Source organism: Algibacter luteus (genome assembly GCF_030344935.1).
Lineage (GTDB): Bacteria > Bacteroidota > Bacteroidia > Flavobacteriales > Flavobacteriaceae > Arenitalea > Arenitalea lutea.
In genome coordinates this window covers 1,567,557-1,585,000 of the sequence record NZ_CP128313.1, presented here as the reverse complement: position 1 = coordinate 1,585,000, position 17,444 = coordinate 1,567,557, and the positions used below count along the sequence as shown (strand labels likewise).

Sequence of the window (17,444 nt, the reverse complement as noted above, 5' to 3'; positions counted from 1 at the left end):
ATTTAATCATTATATCGTTATGCCCGCGTTAGGGATTGTAGTGGATAGCCCACAGCGGAGGTACGACGCGAGCACTTGAAACCCTTAGACTCCGCTCAGGATAAAATTCAGCCCGACCCCTTTGGGGAACGCACTAATGAATTTATACATATATATTGTGTGGGTTTGTTTATACTATTATCTTTGCAGCCTTAATTTAAATTATTTTAATGATACATATTACTTTACCTGATGGTAGCGTGAAGACTTTTGACGAGGGCGTTACACCAATGGATGTTGCTAAAAACATTAGTGAGGGGTTTGCGAGAAATGTGATTTCGGCAAATTTTAATGGTATAACTGTGGAAACTGCTACGCCATTGACCACCGATGGTTCGTTGGTTTTATATACTTGGAAAGATGACGAGGGAAAGACGGCTTTTTGGCATTCGTCTGCACACGTTTTGGCTCAGGCTATTGAGGAATTGTATGCTGGTGCTAAATTGACTATTGGTCCTGCGATTGAAAATGGTTTTTATTATGATGTAGATTTTGGCGAGCACACCGTATCTGAAAAAGATTTTAAGGCTATTGAAAATAAAATGTTAGAGATTGCTAGAGAAAAGCACGATTTTAATATGCGCTCTGTTAGCAAATCTGAAGCATTGAAAATATATAAGGACAACGTTTTTAAAACGGAATTGATAGAGAATTTGGAGGATGGCACGATTACGTTTTGTGATCATTCTACATTTACAGATTTATGTCGTGGTGGCCATATACCAAATACTGGTATCATTAAAGCCGTAAAAATACTGAGTGTTGCTGGTGCATATTGGCGTGGCGATGAGAACAAACCACAGTTGACACGTGTTTATGGAATTTCTTTCCCGAAACAAAAAGAGCTTACTGAGTATTTAGAAATGCTTGAAGAGGCCAAAAAGCGTGACCATAGAAAGCTTGGTAAAGAATTAGAGTTATTTACATTTTCACAAAAAGTTGGTCAAGGTTTACCATTATGGTTACCAAAAGGTGCGGCTTTACGTGAGCGCTTAGAAAACTTTTTGAAGGCAGCACAGAAAAAAGCTGGATATGAAATGGTGGTGACACCGCATATTGGGCAAAAGGAACTTTATGTTACTTCTGGACATTATGCCAAATATGGAGAAGATAGCTTTCAGCCGATATTAACGCCTAAAGAAGATGAAGAATTCTTGTTAAAACCAATGAACTGCCCACACCATTGTGAGATTTACAACAGTTCGCAATGGAGTTATAAAGATTTACCAAAGCGTTATGCCGAATTTGGAACCGTTTACAGATATGAGCAAAGTGGAGAATTACATGGTTTAACTCGTGTACGTGGTTTTACTCAAGATGATGCCCATTTGTTTTGTATGCCAGAACAATTAGATAAAGAGTTTAAAGATGTTATTGATTTGGTGCTTTATGTGTTTGGCTCCTTAGGCTTTGAAAATTTTACAGCCCAGGTATCTGTAAGGGATCCTGAAAACCCAGACAAATATATTGGTGATGTCGCTAACTGGGAAAAAGCAGAACAAGCTATTATAAATGCTGCTACGGATAAAGGCCTTGATTTTGTTATTGAAGAAGGTGAAGCTGCTTTTTACGGTCCGAAGTTAGATTTTATGGTGAAAGACGCTTTAGGAAGGCGCTGGCAACTTGGAACAATTCAGGTAGACTACAACTTACCTGAACGTTTTGATTTGACTTATAAAGGTAGTGATAATGAGTCTCATAGACCTATTATGATACATCGCGCACCCTTTGGAAGTATGGAGCGATTTGTGGCATTATTGTTGGAGCATACTGGTGGTAATTTTCCGCTTTGGCTGATGCCAACGCAAGCAATTATTTTATCAATTAGTGAGAAATATGAAAAATACTCTGAAAAAGTTTTAAATTTGCTAGAAAATGACGAAATTCGCGCCCTTGTAGACCATAGAAATGAGACTATAGGGAAGAAAATCAGGGAAGCTGAAATGCAGAAACACCCCTATATGATTATCATTGGCGAACAAGAAGAGCAAGAAGGCAAAATAACTGTAAGACAACATGGTGGCACAGATTTAGGCATGATATCAGTAGAAGCTTTCTCAAACATAATAAAAGAAGACATTAAAAAAACGTTGAAATCGTTTTAAAAAATAATAAGTTTAATTTAAAACCATAAAGCCATAGCAATTAGAAGAAGACAGCAACCTAGAAGGGTTTCACAAGAAGATAAGCATAAGATTAACTCTAAGATTACTGCTCAAAAAGTACGTCTTGTAGGAGATAACGTTGAGATTGGTATCTATACCAAAGGAGACGCTATGAGAATAGCCAACGAGCAAGAATTAGATTTAGTAGAGATTTCGCCAAATGCTGATCCTCCTGTTTGTAAGGTTATGGATTATAAAAAGTTTCTTTACGAGCAAAAGAAACGTGATAAAGCTTTAAAGTCTAAGGCTACTAAAGTTATTATTAAAGAAATTCGTTTTGGTCCTCAGACTGATGATCATGATTACGATTTTAAAAAGAAGCATGCAGAGAAATTCTTAAAGGAAGGTGCAAAGCTTAAAGCTTTTGTATTCTTTAAAGGACGATCGATTATATTTAAAGAGCAAGGACAAATTTTATTGCTTCGTTTAGCACAAGATTTGGAAGAATTTGGAAAGGTAGAACAGATGCCACGTTTGGAAGGAAAACGTATGACCATGTTTATTGCTCCTAAGAAATAATAAAAAATTACTGAAATAAGTTCAGTAGAAAATAATTAAGCGAAATAATTAAAAACTAGGAAAAGAAATGCCTAAAATGAAAACAAAATCTAGTGCCAAAAAGCGTTTTAAGCTTACAGGTACTGGTAAGATTAAAAGAAAGCACGCTTTTAAGAGTCACATCTTAACAAAGAAGTCTAAGAAGCGTAAGCTTGCGTTAACCCATGATACATTAGTACATAAGGCTGACGAAGATAATATTAAAACCATGTTACGTTTAAAGTAACCAACGTTTTAATCGGTTAAAACAATTTATAAACCCTGGAGTTAGGCCATATTGAAAGTGTCAATTTATTGACCGCCTACTACAAAAAACAATTAAAATTATGCCAAGATCAGTAAATTCTGTAGCAAAAAGAGCCCGTAGAAAAAAGGTTCTAAAACAAGCAAAAGGTTACTTTGGACGTCGTAAAAACGTTTGGACAGTAGCAAAAAACGCGGTTGACAAAGCGATGCAATACTCGTATAGAGACCGTAGAAACAAAAAGAGAACATTCCGTGCTTTATGGATTACGCGTATTAACGCAGGAGCCAGAGAATACGGTTTATCATATTCTCAATTTATGGGGAAATTAAAAGCTAATGATATTGAATTAAACCGTAAGGTTTTAGCAGATTTAGCTATGAATAACCCTGAAGCTTTTAAAGCTATAATTAACAAAGTAAAATAAGGCGCTTTCGCCTATTGTAAAACATATTATTCGCTTAATAAAAAATCCGGTTCGCAAGAATCGGATTTTTTTATTTATTACTTATTTCAATGCGTTATATATACGAAGTAATATTAAGTTTGTAATTCAAAACGGTTTATATGAATTTATCTAAAATAAAATTGGTTGTGACCGATATGGACGGCACCTTACTAAACTCTAACCATGAAGTAAGTCCACTATTTTTTGAATTATTTGAACAGCTGAAAGAACACCATGTGTTGTTTGCAGCTGCCAGTGGCAGACCGTATTATAGTATTATTGAGAAATTAAGCGCCATTAAAAATGACATTATTGTTGTTGCCGAAAATGGAGGTATCGTTATAGAGAAAGATGATTTGCTATTATCGACACCAATAAATAAAACACATTTGCATGATATTGAATTATTAATAGATTCAAACAGCCACATTCATCCAGTGTTTTGTACAAAAAACAAAGGTTACTTTAAAAGTAACTCTGATGGTAATATCAAATTATTATCTGAATATTACCCATTATTTGAAGTTATTGAAAGTATTGATGACATAGAAGATGACATTATGAAGGTAGCGTTGTATCATGCCGAAGATTCAGAAAAGTACATATACCCGCATTTTAAACATCTTGAAAATGCTTATAAAGTAAAAATTTCCGGAAAGCATTGGTTAGATCTTTCAGATGAATTAGCTAATAAAGGTTATGCGATAGAATTATTACAGCGAAAATTTAATATATCACCAGATGAAACTCTAGTTTTTGGAGATTATAATAACGATATAGAAATGTTGAAAAAAGCAACTTATAGTTTTGCGATGGAAAATGCACATGAAAATGTAAAAGAAATTGCTAATTATAAAACAAAAAGCAATAATGATTTTGGAGTTGAATATATTTTAGAAAAACTGATAAATTCAAAAACTAAGTTCCGAAAACAGTAATTACTATAGTTCTGGAGCCTCCATAATCTCTATGCTCACACAGATAAATACCTTGCCAAATACCTAAATTTAACTTACCGTTGGAAATTGGTATTAGCACAGAAGCTCCTAACATAGATGCCTTAATATGTGCAGGCATATCATCTGAACCTTCATACGTATGTTTGTAATACGATGCATTTTCAGGAACCATTTTGTTAAAGTGACTTTCGAAATCTTGTCTTACTGTAAAATCTGCGTTTTCGTTAATTGTTAAACTAGCCGACGTATGCTTAATAAACACTTGTAATTGCCCAATACTAATCTGATTTATTTCAGGTATGGCATTCAATACTTCGTTTGTAACTAAATGAAACCCTCTTGGTTGTGATTTTAATTTTATTTCTTTTTGAAAATACTTCACTTGTTTTTAATTTTAAATTTCATGAATACCATAAATTTTCAACTTGTCTTTCTTTCCTTTTAAAAGTAAATCTCCAATTTTTTCAGACTTATATTTCGATTTTAAATTTAAATCCTTTAATATATTTTCAGATATTAGAAGTGATTGATTATACTTATTACAAGCCTCTTGTATTCTAGAGGTTGTATTTATGACATCGCCATGATAAGCTAACTCCTTTTTTAATGTACCAACTTCAGTAACTATTAATTTTCCGCCATGAATACCTGCCTTAAAAAACGGTTCAATTTCATAATTTTTTAAATAATAATTTGAGCGTTTTACTAGAAGTTTCTGAAAATCAAAATACAAATCAATACATCTCCTGTTTTTTATACCTTTGTTATAATTCCAACTCAAAACTGCTTCGTCTCCAACATATTGATAAACTTCAGCATTATAACGTCCTATTATTCTATTAAGATCGAAAAAACAATCTTGAAGAAGTTGACTGTATTTATAATGTCCTAATTTTTCCGCTAAAGTTGTAGAAGATTTCAAATCTATAAACATAAATAAGCGTTCTTCTTCAATCGGTTTTCTGTACTTACCTGAAATCATATTGAATAAAACACCTCTACCAAATTTCTCATTAGCTAGCTTAACAAATTGAAACACTAACGACGCTATGAAGAAATATGAGATGACCACCCAGAAAATTCCATTATTAAGCCACCAAGATATATCATTTACTAAGTCTATATCCATTTCAATTTCTGCCAGATTTATAATAAACAGAAATGAAAACACAAGTAATACTAAATAAATAATTGTCTTTAAAAAGATGGCTAAACCAAGATAAATATTTTTTGTAATTAATTTCTCGAAAAGGAACTCAATAACCGAATAAACTGTACCAATTAACACACCTAAAATAACCCCGAAATGTAACCAACTAAAAATATCACTCGTGTTATCTGAAACCGAATGTATAGCCTCTTGCTCTTCTCCGTAAGCAACAAAACGAATAAAAATAAATAAGAAAAAGGCTAACGTCCAAAACAGAATTGAATAAACAAATAGTCTTAAAAATTGTTTTAAGTTATACATTTTAAAAATTTAATTTTATTTTTAATATACATAAAAACTGAGTTTATTGATAAATTACTTTGATCATTTTTAAATTGTAAATAATTTTACGCAACCAATTTACATTTTTTTCATCTTGTTAATGACAAACTACCTATTTATGAAAACTAAATTTCTTTTATTTTATTTATCTATCGGACTAATTGTTAGCTGTTTACCAGATAACAATATCAAAACGTCCGATCAAACGGAAACTATTATAAAGTGGCATTTAAATACTGTTTCTGGAGGTTTTGCTGGAGTAGATCACAATTTTGAAATGGGTGTAATCCTATGGCAATTTGAAGACGCAAATGGTATACTGTATGTTGAAAACAACAATAACGATGATGACCTTGAAGATGGTTTTGATACAGGAATTTATTCTTATCGAGTCATACAAGATGAAGATTCTAGACTATACTTAGAAGTGGATGGAATTGATAATGGTTTACTTTCTATTTCTGATGAAGATGGTACTTTTACTTTAGACCAAAATACTAAATTATCGGGCTCTGGTGCTGACGGCTATATCTATACTTTTACCAGAGAAGTTGTTGTTGTAGAATAATTAATTCGTTCTCTAGCCAATTTAGATTATTTCACTTTTTAAAAGTTTAATATTTTCAGTTACATCAAAAACTTGGATAGGTATTCTAGTGATTCAACATATTTGGGTATTACATTAGTTTTACTTTGAAACAATTTAGAAGTCTTTATTTATGTTTTTTGTTTTTTCTTTTTTGCTGCTGGAAATAAAACATTATTTAAAATTAGGCGATAACCTGGTGAAGTTGGGTGCAAATCTAATTCAGTCTTGGCATCTCCTACTCTATGTTGATAATCTTCAGGATCATGCCCTCCATAAAATGTAAAAAAGCCTTTACCTTTTATACCATGAATATATTTGGCTTCTCCATTTGATTTTGTTTCTCCTAGCACCAATACGTTCGATTTTATTTCTTCTCTAGTAAAGGATGTGGTTTGTCCCATAAAACCTTTTACTAAAGCGGTGTGATTTTGACAAAGCATACTCGGAATTGGATCCCATTTAGCAGAAAATTCCATGAGTGAAAAATAATCAGCAGTCTTTGGAATCATGCGTTTTCTAGTCATATCAATAGAAGAAAATTCATAAATTTTTGGGTCTCGTTCTAAGGTATAATTAGTAAATGCAAAGGTTTTCTTATAATCAATTTTATTTTGATAACCGGCATCACTTCCATCGCCATCAAACATAGGCTCACAAATGTCTACTCCTTCAGCAGATAAAGCAATATCAAAACTATCTGTTGCGCTACACATCGCAAACATAAATCCTCCACCTATTACATAATCGCGAATTTTAAGGGCCACAGCCAACTTTTCTTGAGATACTTTATTATATCCTAAATTACTCGCTAATTCTTCTGCATCTTTCTTCTCTTGAATATACCAAGAAGCCGCTCTGTATTGTGCATAAAATTTACCATACTGTCCTGTAAAATCTTCGTGATGCAAATGCAACCAATCAAAAGCTAATAACCCATCGTTTAATACCTCTTCATCATAAACCGTTTCATATGGAATTTCAGCATATTGCAAAACCATTGTTACGGCATCATCCCAGGGCTGTTTTCCGGTTGGGGTGTAAACGGCAATTTTCGGAGCTTTTTCTAAAACTACAGCTTCCATATTTTGACTCGGACTTGCTATTTCTTCTAGAATGCCTTCAGCTTTAGCGTTAGAAATAACTTCGAATGATACACCTCGAATTTGGCATTCTCTTCTGATAGCTTCAGTATCTGGGAGTAAAAATGAACCTCCTTTGTAATTTAAAAGCCATTTAACTTTTAACTCTTTTTTGAGTGTCCAATAGGTTATTCCGTATGCTTTTAAATGGTTTTTTTGACTATCTACATCCATAGGAATTAGGATGTATGAGGCAAACATAGGTGAATAGATAAGTAAAAATAATATGAATAGGGCTTTCTTCATAGGTTGAAAGATACTCAAAAAATATGCCCGAGTAAAAACTTTATAAAAAAATTAGGTATTAAGAGTTCTATTAAAATGGTACTTCGTTATCCTCATCATCATTGAAAGAACTTCCAAATGCTTGATCTGGACTCGCTTTAAAGTTATCCGATTTAAACGTATCATCATTGGCGGCAGCATTCATTTTAGAATGAAACTCGAAAGGCGAATCAAAATCATCGAGATTATCAAACTTACCTAAATGCCCAATAAATTTTAATCGAATGTTTTCTAAACCACCGTTACGGTGTTTTGCAACAATAAATTCGGCTTGACCTTCTGTAGGTGAACGTTCTTCATCATCCCACTCATCAATTTTGTAGTATTCCGGTCTGTAAATAAAGCTTACAATATCGGCATCTTGTTCGATAGCACCAGATTCACGTAAATCTGAAAGTAATGGTCGTTTACTTCCACCACGAGTTTCAACCGCACGCGATAACTGCGATAATGCGATAACAGGTACATTTAATTCTTTCGCTAATGCCTTTAAGTTTCTTGATATCATAGATATTTCTTGCTCACGATTTCCACCATGACTACTGCCACCAGTCATTAACTGTAAGTAATCAATCATGATTAATTTGATACCGTGTTGTGACGATAAACGACGTGCTTTTGCTCTTAAATCGAAAATAGAAAGTGATGGTGTATCATCAATAAATAGAGGCGCTTTTTCGAGTCCTTTAACTTTTACGTTTAATTGTTCCCATTCGTGTTTTTCAAGTTTACCTGTTCTTAATTTTTCAGAGGACAAGCCTGTTTCACTAGAAATTAAACGTGTAATTAACTGTACTGATGCCATCTCCAAAGAGAAGAAGGCCACTGGAATATTTTGATCTACAGCAATATTTCGTGCCATAGATAATGTTAATGCTGTTTTACCCATACCAGGACGGGCAGCCACAATGATTAAATCTGAAGGTTGCCAACCTGAAGTTAATTTATCTAATTTATTAAAACCTGTTGGAATACCACTTAAACCTTCTTTATTTGAAATTTCCTCAATTTTCTTTTTAGCCTGAATCACTAAATCTTGAGCTGTTTCACTGGATTTTTTAATATTACCTTGAGTGACTTCGTATAATTTCGCTTCAGCATTATCTAATAAATCGAAAACATCTTTAGTTTCGTCATAAGAATCTTCAATAATTTCACTAGAAATTTTTATTAAACTACGTTGAATAAATTTCTGTAAAATGATACGCGCATGAAACTCAATATGTGCAGAGGAAGACACTTTTTGGGTTAAGGAAATCAAATAAAAATCGCCTCCTGAAATTTCTAGCTTGGAATTTTTCTTTAATTGTGATGAAACGGTTAATAAATCCACCGGTTCACTATTTTCGAAAAGCTGAAAAATAGCTTCAAAGATATGTTGGTGGGCTTCTTTATAAAACGCTTCGGGACTTAAAATATCTATAACTTCATCAACCCCCTTCTTGTCAATCATCATAGCGCCTAGCACAACTTCCTCTAAATCAAGAGCTTGAGGAGGGATTTTACCTTTCTCAAGATTGATTATGGTACTCTTGTCTATTTTATAGCCTTGTAAATGATTGGGTTGTTTCATAGCTACGAAAGTAATTAAAAAGAAGGTTGTTTTGTAGTTTTATTATATTTCTATGTTCACTACTCGTTAACAATTTAACTGTTAATAAGTTAAAAAAATTGTGGATAAGTACAAAAAAAACTGAAGATTAAACTTCAGTTTCTTAAAAGTTATTGATTTAAAAGACTTAATCTTTATAAACTCCCATTTGAGCATATTTATCCATACGCTGAGAAACCAAATCTTTTGGTGATAAGTTTTTAAGTTCGTCGTAACATTTTACGATAGTGTCACTAACAGATTTAAAAGTTTTCTCTCTATCTCGATGTGCTCCACCAAGTGGTTCTTTAATTATACCATCTATTAATTTTTGCTTTTTCATATCGGCAGCAGTTAATTTTAACGCTTCAGCAGCTTGTTCTTTATACTCCCAACTACGCCAAAGAATAGATGAACAAGATTCGGGAGAAATTACAGAATACCAAGTGTTTTCAAGCATGTACACTCTATCTCCTACTCCAATACCTAATGCTCCACCCGAGGCACCTTCACCAATAATTATCGTTATAATCGGCACTTTCAAGCGTGTCATTTCTAAAATGTTTCTTGCAATAGCTTCTCCTTGCCCGCGCTCTTCAGCTTCTAATCCAGGATAAGCACCAGGTGTATCTAGCAATGTTACAACTGGAATACCAAATTTCTCTGCAGATTTCATTAATCTTAAAGCTTTTCTATAACCTTCTGGATTTGCCATTCCAAAATTTCTATACTGTCTTGTTTTGGTATTAAATCCTTTTTGCTGACCAATAAACATGAAACTTTGATCGCCAATTTTTCCCAAACCGCCAATCATAGCTTTATCATCTTTAAAGCTTCTGTCTCCATGCAGTTCCAGAAAAGTGTCCCCACAGATGGCTCTAATATGGTCTAAGGTATAGGGTCTGTCTGGATGACGTGATAGTTGAACACGTTGCCAAGGACTTAAGTTTTTGTATATTTCTTTTTGAGCTACAGCTAGTTTCTTCTCAATTTGTTTACATGTCTCAGAAACATCGACATCGCTTTCTTCACCTATCACCTTGCACTTTGTCAATTGATCTTCTAGCTCTTTTATTGGGAGTTCAAATTCTAAATATTCCATAAGAAATTTATTTTTGACTTTTAAAATTTAGTTAGTGTACAAATATAAAAACTTTAATTGTGTTTAAACGCTAAGTATACTTTCTTTTTAGTTTTCTCTTATTTTTCAAGATGGCATTTAAAAACACCACGCCAATAATTATGATTGCTCCGTAATAAAAGGAATTTGTCATTTTTTCCTTTTCGGGGAATAAAATAAGAGCTAAAATAATTCCATAAACAGGCTCTAAGTTATAGGTTAAAACTACAGTATATGGGCTAATTGTTTTCATAATATAGACTGATGCGATAAAAGCATATGCGGTGCAAATTGAGGCTAAAATGAAAAGATACCCAAAATCTAAATGACTCAGATTGAAAAACTCTGCAGTAAATCCTTCGCCAAAAAATAAGAGGTACAAAGAAATAAATGTTACTCCGCTAATAAATTCATAAAAAGAAATTACCGTTGCCGTATGTTTTTTTAAAAAACTCCCATTAAGTACAGCAAATAAGGATGATAAAAAAGCTGATGAAATTCCTAAAATTATTCCAGTAAGATATTTTAATTCACTTTGTGTAATTATAAAAACACCTGTAATTACTAATATCCCGAAAACTATTTCATAGCCAATTATGGCTCGTTTATAAATAATAGGCTCAATAATAGATGCAAAAAAAGCCCCAGTTGAAAACATAGCTAAAGCAATAGATATATTGGCTTCATCGATACTTCCAAAAAAGGTAATCCAATGTAAGGCTATAATGACTCCAGCGATAGAAAGTCGTAGGACTGATTTTAAGTCTATTTTTAAGTTAACCTTCGCTATTTTAATGTAAATGAATATTAAAATGAACGCCATTACCATTCTATACCATACTAAAGAAATGGCCTTTATAGTAATTAACTCACCTAGTATAGCAGTAAAACCAGCTATAAAAACTAAGAAATGTAAGTGTAGAAAATTTTTAACCTTAGCGTTTGGCATTGTACAATAAGTATATTGCTAAAATACCAAAAATGACATTAGGAAACCATACGGCAATTAAAGGCGGGAAGTCTGATTGTTCTGCCATGACACCAAAAATTTTATCAAAAAACACAAATACCATAGCGATACATATCCCTACAGCAAGGTTTACTCCCATTCCTCCCCTTCTTTTAATAGAAGAAACGGCAACAGCAATAATGGTTAAAATAAATACCGAAACAGGCAAACTCCATTTTCTATATAACACGAGCTTAAATCGCCCAACATTTGAAGATCCTCGTGCTTCTTCCTTAGCAATAAAATCTCTTAATTCGCCATACATTTTTGTTTCAGCAGCATAAATTACAGGAATTAAATCATCAACATCAAAAGAGAAAAGCGTGTCTTTTCTTCTTATAATTTCAAGCTCATCGGTATGCTCTCCAATGTCTCTTTTTACATAGTTAGTTAATCTGTAAACAGTATCATTAGGCATATACCTTATACTGCTCGCTGTAATTTTATATTGAAGTTTATTATCTTCAAAATGTTCTAAAGTAAAGTTATTACCTACATTGTTTTTAACATCAAAATTACTTACATAAATAATTTCTTGGTCATTTATCTGCCTAAAAACGTTGGTAGTTTCAATTGCACTTTTTCCTTTCTTAAAATATTTATATGAAAAATCATTAAAACCTTCACTTGCTTTTGGCGCTAAAAATAATCCTAAAACTATTGAAAAAAGTGCCACAAAGGTAGCACCAATCATATAAGGTCTTAAAAATCTTGTAAATGACACACCTGAACTTAAAAAAGCTATTACCTCTGTATTGTTAGCTAATTTTGAAGTGAACCAGATTACCGAAATAAATAAAAACAGCGGAAACAGTAAATAAACAAAGTAAACAGTAAAATCTAAAAAGTAAATCATTACCTCACCGAATGGCACTTCGTTTTCGAGAATTTTACCAATTTTTTCAGCAATATGCACTGTTATCATTATTGGAATAAATAACAATAATAGCATGGTGAAAGTAATCAAATATCGTTTTAATATGTACCAGTCTAATATTTTCATTAATGCCTATAAACGATTGTTCATTTGTTTAACCATTTGATCTTTCCAAGTATTGAAATCTCCTGCTAATATATGTTTTCTTGCTTCGCGAACCAACCATAAATAAAAGCCCAAGTTATGAATGGTTGCTATTTGTTTTCCTAATAACTCATTAACAGTGAATAAATGTCTCAAATAAGCTTTTGTATATTCAGTATCCACAAAAGTGATTCCCATCTCATCAATAGGTGAAAAATCATCAGCCCATTTCAAATTTTTAATATTTATACTTCCATGAGCCGTAAACAACATACCATTTCTAGCGTTTCTGGTTGGCATAACACAATCAAACATATCTACACCTAACGCAATATTTTCTAAAATATTGATTGGTGTCCCCACGCCCATTAAATATCTTGGTTTATCTTCTGGCAAAATAGAACAAACTACATCGGTCATGGCATACATTTCTTCAGCAGGTTCGCCAACTGATAATCCTCCAATAGCGTTACCAATAGCGCCTGCATTGGCAATGTATTCAGCTGATTGCTTTCTCAAATCTTTATAAGTACTCCCTTGAACTATTGGGAAAAAAGCCTGGTTATAATCATATTTTAATGGTGTTTTTTCAAGATGATTTATACATCTATCAAGCCACCTATGTGTCATGTGCATGGAACGTTTTGCATAATTATAATCGCAAGGATAGGGTGTGCATTCATCAAAAGCCATAATAATATCTGCACCTATTGAACGTTGAATTTCCATAACATTTTCTGGTGTAAACGTATGGTAGCTTCCATCAATATGAGATTTAAATTTGACACCTTCTTCTTTAATTTTTCTATTTGCAGACAAAGAATACACTTGATAACCACCAGAATCGGTTAAAATATTTCTATCCCAATTCATGAACTTATGCAACCCTCCAGCCTGCTCTAAAATGTTGGTTTGAGGACGTAAGTATAAATGATAAGTGTTACCGAGAATAATATCTGGGTTTATATCTTTTTTTAATTCACGCTGATGTACGCCTTTTACTGTTCCTACAGTACCAACAGGCATAAAAATTGGTGTTTCTATAACACCATGATCTGTAGTTATTTTTCCAGCTCTAGCTTTACTTTGAGCATCTTTTGCGTGCAATTCGAATTTCATTGAAAGTAATTATAAGCAGCAAAGATAAATAACTGAAAAAAGAAAATGATTGTATTAAAAAGAAAATAAAATACTTTTGGCAACGTTTTTGATATTGTTAATGAAATCTAAAAAAACGAACATTATGAAAAGTTTGCAAAACTTTCGTGAACGCTTAAAACCTTTTAGCGTCGTGAACAAGAATTTATTTTTTATTTTATTTATTGCCATTGTTATTCCAAATGTTTCTTTGGCTCAAACCGCTCAAGGTATTGGATTAAAGGCCGGTTTAAATTATAACGCTAATGGTGATTATTTTGAATCTATTAATGATAACTACAAGAACCCCGACAGAAATGTAGGTTATCACATTGGATTATTTGGGAAAATTGGAAATCAAGTATTTTTTAGACCTGAAATAATCTATACTAGTACCAAAAGTGATTATGATGATGATAGTTTTGAAATGCAAAAGCTTGACGCACCATTATTGGTAGGTTTAAAGGTATTAGGACCAATTAGCGTATTTGGAGGCCCTTCTTTACAGTATATTTTAGATACTGAATTTGATGGTATTGCTATTAATAATGTAGAAGAAGATTTCTCCGTAGGATTAAATTTTGGAATCGGGCTTAACTTTAAAAAATTGGGTATTGATTTAAGATACGAACGAGGGTTTACTGATAATGAAGCTACTTTTATTGGAAACAATGGTATTAGTACGGATAGATTAGATACCAGACCAGATCAATTAATTTTGAGTTTATCGTTATTATTATAGATATACATTTAAACAAAAAAACCTCGCTAACGCGAGGTTTTTTTTGTTTTAAAATACATTTATTCATCATCTAAATAATCATAAATTCCATCTGAATCAGAATCTGTAAAGGTTATTATGGTACCAGTATATGTTCCATCTGTTTCTTTTGATATTTTATTTAAAAGAACTTGGTTAGATTCCAACGGCAAGTTTTTAATTTCTTCAATAGTTGCTCTATTTTCAGTTGTTACAACAATTTCATCTTCGGTTAAAATACCATCGCCGTCATCATCAGTATCAAAATAATTTGGTGCACCATCGCCATCTGTATCATCATCTGTTTCATCAGTTAAATCATCAAAGTTAACATCAAAAACTGCGTCGCTTCCTGGTGTTCCATCCCCTTTAAACAAATCTTCTAAATAAGAAGGGATGCCATCGCCATCATGATCATTTTGAAAAGTAGCAATCAATTCAAATTTAAAAATAAGAGGTGCGTATGAAGACCCAGGTACTGCAGATGAAAAATAAGCTAATCCTGAAGGTAAAAACATAACACCTAAACCACTATTTACAAAATTTACTGTGCCATCGCCATTTTCATTGTAGCTCTCAGCCGTATTAAATTCTGGCAAAACCAATCGCCATCCTTGAATTAAGGAAACTAAATCAAAAGGATCGTCACCTAATGCATTCACTCTACTGTCAAACACCTCATTATCTAAAGTAAAACCTTCGTAAGTTACTACAACATTATCGGCAAAAGTTGGCTTATCGATACCGCCGCCGTCATTTAATCTTAAAACATAGTAATCGTAATCAGTATCTTCATAAACAGCTTGCTTTGTTAGTACAGCGTTTATTAACAATGAATCTGCATCGCTAGAAATAATCTCGTCTGTGATTTTGGTAATTTCAATGTCTGCTAAATTAAGGTCAGTGCTACTTCCATCAAAAGCACTTTTGTTAAAATAATGAGTTTCTAAATAGTCTATAATAGAATCATTATCACTTATTTGTTGCTCCGCTCTATCACGTATTTCAATGGTCACAATATTTCCGTCGTCATCCTTTTTACAAGAAGCAAATACAACAACAAAACTTAATATATAAAAACCAATTTTTCTTAAACTCATTATTCCTTATTTTTGAGGCTGCAAGATACAATTTTAAAACATTCTTGCACAACAAAATTAACGCCCTTTAACACATTAATTGTATGCGTGTAGATAAGTATTTATGGTGTATCAGGTATTTTAAAACAAGGACCTTAGCGACTACCGCTTGCAAAAAAGGGCATATCAAAGTTAATGGTGATGTCATAAAACCCAGTAGAGAAGTGTTTCCGCAGGATATAATTGAGTTGAGAAAAGATCAAATTAATTATAAGTTAAAAGTTAATGATATTCCAGAGAGTAGAATTGGCGCGAAATTAGTAGATATTTATAGAACAGATACCACGCCAAAAGAACAATTTGAAGCTCGAGAACTTTTAAAATACTCTAAAGATTATTACAGAAAAAAGGGTGTGGGTAGACCGACTAAAAAAGACCGAAGAGATATTGATGATTTTACAGATGAAACTTCATTAGAAGATATTTAATTTTAATTGCATTTGACGCCTTTAAAAACTAGAGAATACAAATAAAAATGAGTAATTTTATACTTTAAATTTACAAACACCCTATGGAAGTAAAAGATAACATCATCCTTAATCATAACGAAATTAAACACAAAATAAGGAGAATTGCTTTTCAAATATATGAAAGTAACGTAGATGAAAAGGAGGTTATACTTGCTGGAATTGATAAAAATGGATTCGTATTTGCAAAAAAAATAAAATCCGAATTACAGAAAATTTCAGATATTGAACCCATTCTTTGTAAAGTTAGTATTGATAAAAAGAATCCATTGGCAGAAATAAAAACTTCTATTGCTGCTGAAGATTTCAAAAACAAATCAATTGTATTGGTTGATGATGTTTTAAATTCTGGAACTACCTTAATTTATGGCGTAAAACACTTTTTAAGCGTACCACTAAAACAGTTTAAAACAGCTGTATTAGTGAATAGAAATCATAAAAAATACCCTGTAAAAGCAGATTTTAAAGGTATTTCGCTTTCTACATCATTACATGAGCATGTGCAGGTAGTATTAGAAGGCAAAAAATTTGAAGTTGTTTTAGAATAATTCAAGAATAATATCTTCTACAATTTCGTCTTTAGTTTTATTATCAATAGCAACTTGTATTTCCGCTTGGTTATAAAATTGAACACGTTCAAACAAATGTTTTCCAATAAACTCGGTCATTTCTGTTTCAGTTTCTATGTGAGCTATTAATGGGCGTGTTGCCTTCTTTCTCATTAATTTTTCTACCAAAGTATTCAAAGAAGCCTTTAAATAGATACTATTAACATTTTTTGAGTTAAGAATAACATCCATATTACCGCTGTAACAAGGCGTACCACCACCAACGGATAAAACCCTGTTTTTTTTAGATTTTAATAATTTATTTAGATAAAAAGATTCTTGCTTTCTAAAATAAATCTCTCCTTTCTCTTTAAACACCTCAGTAACAGACATGTTCTCTTTTTCTACAATATAATCATCTAAATCAATGAATTTATAATTCAATTTTTTTGCTAATTTCTTTCCAACAGACGTCTTTCCGGAAGCCATATACCCAATTAATACAATGATCATTTTTTCGCTATAAATTGATTATTAAAAACATACGCATTTGCTGCACAAAAAAACGAAAATTTCTTTAAAAAAAGTATTGTTTTATTAATTAAACATTTTATATTTGCACCCGCTAACGGCAGTATGTTAGTTATTGAAATAATGACCTGGTAGCTCAGTTGGTAGAGCATCTCCCTTTTAAGGAGAGGGTCCTGGGTTCGAGCCCCAGCCCGGTCACAAGA

The 17,444-nt window shown here is 32.4% G+C and carries 19 protein-coding genes and 1 tRNA gene; 10 read left to right on the top strand and 10 right to left on the bottom strand.

Translation table 11 applies throughout. From position 1 onward, the window contains the following. Positions 1-209: 209 nt before the first annotated feature. The 5 genes from thrS to O5O44_RS06750 all read left to right on the top strand — a co-directional run bounded on the left by thrS (position 210) and on the right by O5O44_RS06750 (position 4,392). Positions 210-2,144: a threonine--tRNA ligase gene (gene thrS, locus O5O44_RS06770; RefSeq protein ID WP_289196266.1), complete on the top strand. Its 1,935-nt coding sequence runs from the start codon at positions 210-212 to the stop codon at positions 2,142-2,144. A gap of 90 nt (positions 2,145-2,234) precedes the next feature. Continuing rightward, positions 2,235-2,723 carry a translation initiation factor IF-3 gene (gene infC, locus O5O44_RS06765; RefSeq protein ID WP_211516794.1) on the top strand — a complete coding sequence of 163 codons (489 nt, stop codon included), beginning with the start codon at positions 2,235-2,237 and terminating at the stop codon, positions 2,721-2,723. Between the two features lie 67 nt (positions 2,724-2,790). Then, complete coding sequence (gene rpmI, locus O5O44_RS06760; RefSeq protein ID WP_019388182.1) at positions 2,791-2,988, top strand: 50S ribosomal protein L35; 198 nt, start codon at positions 2,791-2,793, stop codon at positions 2,986-2,988. A gap of 100 nt (positions 2,989-3,088) precedes the next feature. Next, the gene (rplT, locus tag O5O44_RS06755) at positions 3,089-3,433 is read left to right on the top strand and encodes a 50S ribosomal protein L20 (RefSeq protein WP_019388181.1); all 345 of its coding nucleotides are present in this window, start codon (positions 3,089-3,091) and stop codon (positions 3,431-3,433) included. Between the two features lie 140 nt (positions 3,434-3,573). Next, positions 3,574-4,392 carry an HAD family hydrolase gene (locus tag O5O44_RS06750; protein ID WP_289196265.1) on the top strand — a complete coding sequence of 273 codons (819 nt, stop codon included), beginning with the start codon at positions 3,574-3,576 and terminating at the stop codon, positions 4,390-4,392. On the opposite strand, the gene O5O44_RS06745 is transcribed toward O5O44_RS06750, so the two are convergent. Beyond that, positions 4,373-4,795: a secondary thiamine-phosphate synthase enzyme YjbQ gene (locus O5O44_RS06745; protein WP_289196264.1), complete on the bottom strand. Its 423-nt coding sequence runs from the start codon at positions 4,793-4,795 to the stop codon at positions 4,373-4,375. The genes O5O44_RS06750 and O5O44_RS06745 overlap by 20 nt on opposite strands. Before the next feature lie 12 nt (positions 4,796-4,807). After that, a complete protein-coding gene (locus O5O44_RS06740) occupies positions 4,808-5,884 on the bottom strand; it encodes an adenylate/guanylate cyclase domain-containing protein (protein ID WP_289196263.1) in 1,077 nt (358 codons plus the stop codon). Between the two features lie 139 nt (positions 5,885-6,023). On the opposite strand from O5O44_RS06740, the gene O5O44_RS06735 reads away from it, so the two are divergent. Beyond that, a complete protein-coding gene (locus O5O44_RS06735; protein WP_289196262.1) occupies positions 6,024-6,473 on the top strand; it encodes a hypothetical protein in 450 nt (149 codons plus the stop codon). Between the two features lie 149 nt (positions 6,474-6,622). Here the strand turns inward: O5O44_RS06735 and O5O44_RS06730 are convergent, their stop codons facing one another. The 6 genes from O5O44_RS06730 to tgt form a co-directional block, all read right to left on the bottom strand. Beyond that, on the bottom strand, positions 6,623-7,879 hold the full coding sequence (locus O5O44_RS06730) for an asparagine synthetase B (protein ID WP_289196261.1): 1,257 nt from the start codon (positions 7,877-7,879) through the stop codon (positions 6,623-6,625). 70 nt (positions 7,880-7,949) lie between these two features. Beyond that, positions 7,950-9,491: a replicative DNA helicase gene (gene dnaB, locus O5O44_RS06725; protein ID WP_289196260.1), complete on the bottom strand. Its 1,542-nt coding sequence runs from the start codon at positions 9,489-9,491 to the stop codon at positions 7,950-7,952. Between the two features lie 166 nt (positions 9,492-9,657). Next, entirely contained in the window at positions 9,658-10,611 is a 954-nt protein-coding gene (locus O5O44_RS06720; protein WP_019388174.1) for an acetyl-CoA carboxylase carboxyltransferase subunit alpha, read from the bottom strand. A 70-nt stretch (positions 10,612-10,681) separates the two neighbouring features. Further along, a complete protein-coding gene (locus O5O44_RS06715; RefSeq protein WP_289196259.1) occupies positions 10,682-11,578 on the bottom strand; it encodes a DMT family transporter in 897 nt (298 codons plus the stop codon). Next, on the bottom strand, positions 11,565-12,641 hold the full coding sequence (locus O5O44_RS06710) for an LptF/LptG family permease (RefSeq protein ID WP_072794752.1): 1,077 nt from the start codon (positions 12,639-12,641) through the stop codon (positions 11,565-11,567). Before O5O44_RS06710 ends, O5O44_RS06715 begins: the two co-directional genes overlap by 14 nt. A 6-nt stretch (positions 12,642-12,647) precedes the next feature. Next, positions 12,648-13,778, bottom strand: a complete 1,131-nt coding sequence (tgt, locus tag O5O44_RS06705; protein ID WP_289196258.1) for a tRNA guanosine(34) transglycosylase Tgt — start codon at positions 13,776-13,778, stop codon at positions 12,648-12,650. A gap of 172 nt (positions 13,779-13,950) precedes the next feature. On the opposite strand from tgt, the gene O5O44_RS06700 reads away from it, so the two are divergent. Next, the gene (locus O5O44_RS06700) at positions 13,951-14,538 is read left to right on the top strand and encodes an outer membrane beta-barrel protein (RefSeq protein ID WP_434088354.1); all 588 of its coding nucleotides are present in this window, start codon (positions 13,951-13,953) and stop codon (positions 14,536-14,538) included. 59 nt (positions 14,539-14,597) lie between these two features. Here the strand turns inward: O5O44_RS06700 and O5O44_RS06695 are convergent, their stop codons facing one another. Then, positions 14,598-15,656: an FKBP-type peptidyl-prolyl cis-trans isomerase gene (locus tag O5O44_RS06695; protein ID WP_019388169.1), complete on the bottom strand. Its 1,059-nt coding sequence runs from the start codon at positions 15,654-15,656 to the stop codon at positions 14,598-14,600. A gap of 83 nt (positions 15,657-15,739) precedes the next feature. Between O5O44_RS06695 and O5O44_RS06690 the strand changes: the two genes are divergently transcribed. Further along, positions 15,740-16,123, top strand: a complete 384-nt coding sequence (locus O5O44_RS06690; protein WP_289196256.1) for an RNA-binding S4 domain-containing protein — start codon at positions 15,740-15,742, stop codon at positions 16,121-16,123. 83 nt (positions 16,124-16,206) lie between these two features. After that, positions 16,207-16,710 carry a phosphoribosyltransferase family protein gene (locus tag O5O44_RS06685; RefSeq protein ID WP_019388167.1) on the top strand — a complete coding sequence of 168 codons (504 nt, stop codon included), beginning with the start codon at positions 16,207-16,209 and terminating at the stop codon, positions 16,708-16,710. Here O5O44_RS06685 and O5O44_RS06680 read toward each other — a convergent pair. Next, the gene (locus tag O5O44_RS06680; protein WP_289196255.1) at positions 16,702-17,223 is read right to left on the bottom strand and encodes a shikimate kinase; all 522 of its coding nucleotides are present in this window, start codon (positions 17,221-17,223) and stop codon (positions 16,702-16,704) included. The two genes, O5O44_RS06685 and O5O44_RS06680, sit on opposite strands and share 9 nt — an antisense overlap. A gap of 143 nt (positions 17,224-17,366) precedes the next feature. Between O5O44_RS06680 and O5O44_RS06675 the strand changes: the two genes are divergently transcribed. Beyond that, positions 17,367-17,439: transfer RNA gene (locus tag O5O44_RS06675), tRNA-Lys, on the top strand. The last annotated feature ends 5 nt before the right edge of the window (positions 17,440-17,444 follow it).

Bases quoted from the DNA above. Each gene is read 5' to 3' on its own strand.
- dnaB (WP_289196260.1), bottom strand. From the start codon at position 9,491: ATGAAACAACCCAATCATTTACAAGGCTATAAAATAGACAAGAGTACC.
- tgt (WP_289196258.1), bottom strand. From the start codon at position 13,778: ATGAAATTCGAATTGCACGCAAAAGATGCTCAAAGTAAAGCTAGAGCT.
- O5O44_RS06690 (WP_289196256.1), top strand. From the start codon at position 15,740: ATGCGTGTAGATAAGTATTTATGGTGTATCAGGTATTTTAAAACAAGG.
- rpmI (WP_019388182.1), top strand. From the start codon at position 2,791: ATGCCTAAAATGAAAACAAAATCTAGTGCCAAAAAGCGTTTTAAGCTT.
- O5O44_RS06720 (WP_019388174.1), bottom strand. From the start codon at position 10,611: ATGGAATATTTAGAATTTGAACTCCCAATAAAAGAGCTAGAAGATCAA.
- thrS (WP_289196266.1), top strand. From the start codon at position 210: ATGATACATATTACTTTACCTGATGGTAGCGTGAAGACTTTTGACGAG.
- O5O44_RS06740 (WP_289196263.1), bottom strand. From the start codon at position 5,884: ATGTATAACTTAAAACAATTTTTAAGACTATTTGTTTATTCAATTCTG.
- O5O44_RS06715 (WP_289196259.1), bottom strand. From the start codon at position 11,578: ATGCCAAACGCTAAGGTTAAAAATTTTCTACACTTACATTTCTTAGTT.
- O5O44_RS06685 (WP_019388167.1), top strand. From the start codon at position 16,207: ATGGAAGTAAAAGATAACATCATCCTTAATCATAACGAAATTAAACAC.
- rplT (WP_019388181.1), top strand. From the start codon at position 3,089: ATGCCAAGATCAGTAAATTCTGTAGCAAAAAGAGCCCGTAGAAAAAAG.
- O5O44_RS06680 (WP_289196255.1), bottom strand. From the start codon at position 17,223: ATGATCATTGTATTAATTGGGTATATGGCTTCCGGAAAGACGTCTGTT.
- O5O44_RS06750 (WP_289196265.1), top strand. From the start codon at position 3,574: ATGAATTTATCTAAAATAAAATTGGTTGTGACCGATATGGACGGCACC.
- O5O44_RS06735 (WP_289196262.1), top strand. From the start codon at position 6,024: ATGAAAACTAAATTTCTTTTATTTTATTTATCTATCGGACTAATTGTT.
- O5O44_RS06710 (WP_072794752.1), bottom strand. From the start codon at position 12,641: ATGAAAATATTAGACTGGTACATATTAAAACGATATTTGATTACTTTC.
- O5O44_RS06695 (WP_019388169.1), bottom strand. From the start codon at position 15,656: ATGAGTTTAAGAAAAATTGGTTTTTATATATTAAGTTTTGTTGTTGTA.
- O5O44_RS06730 (WP_289196261.1), bottom strand. From the start codon at position 7,879: ATGAAGAAAGCCCTATTCATATTATTTTTACTTATCTATTCACCTATG.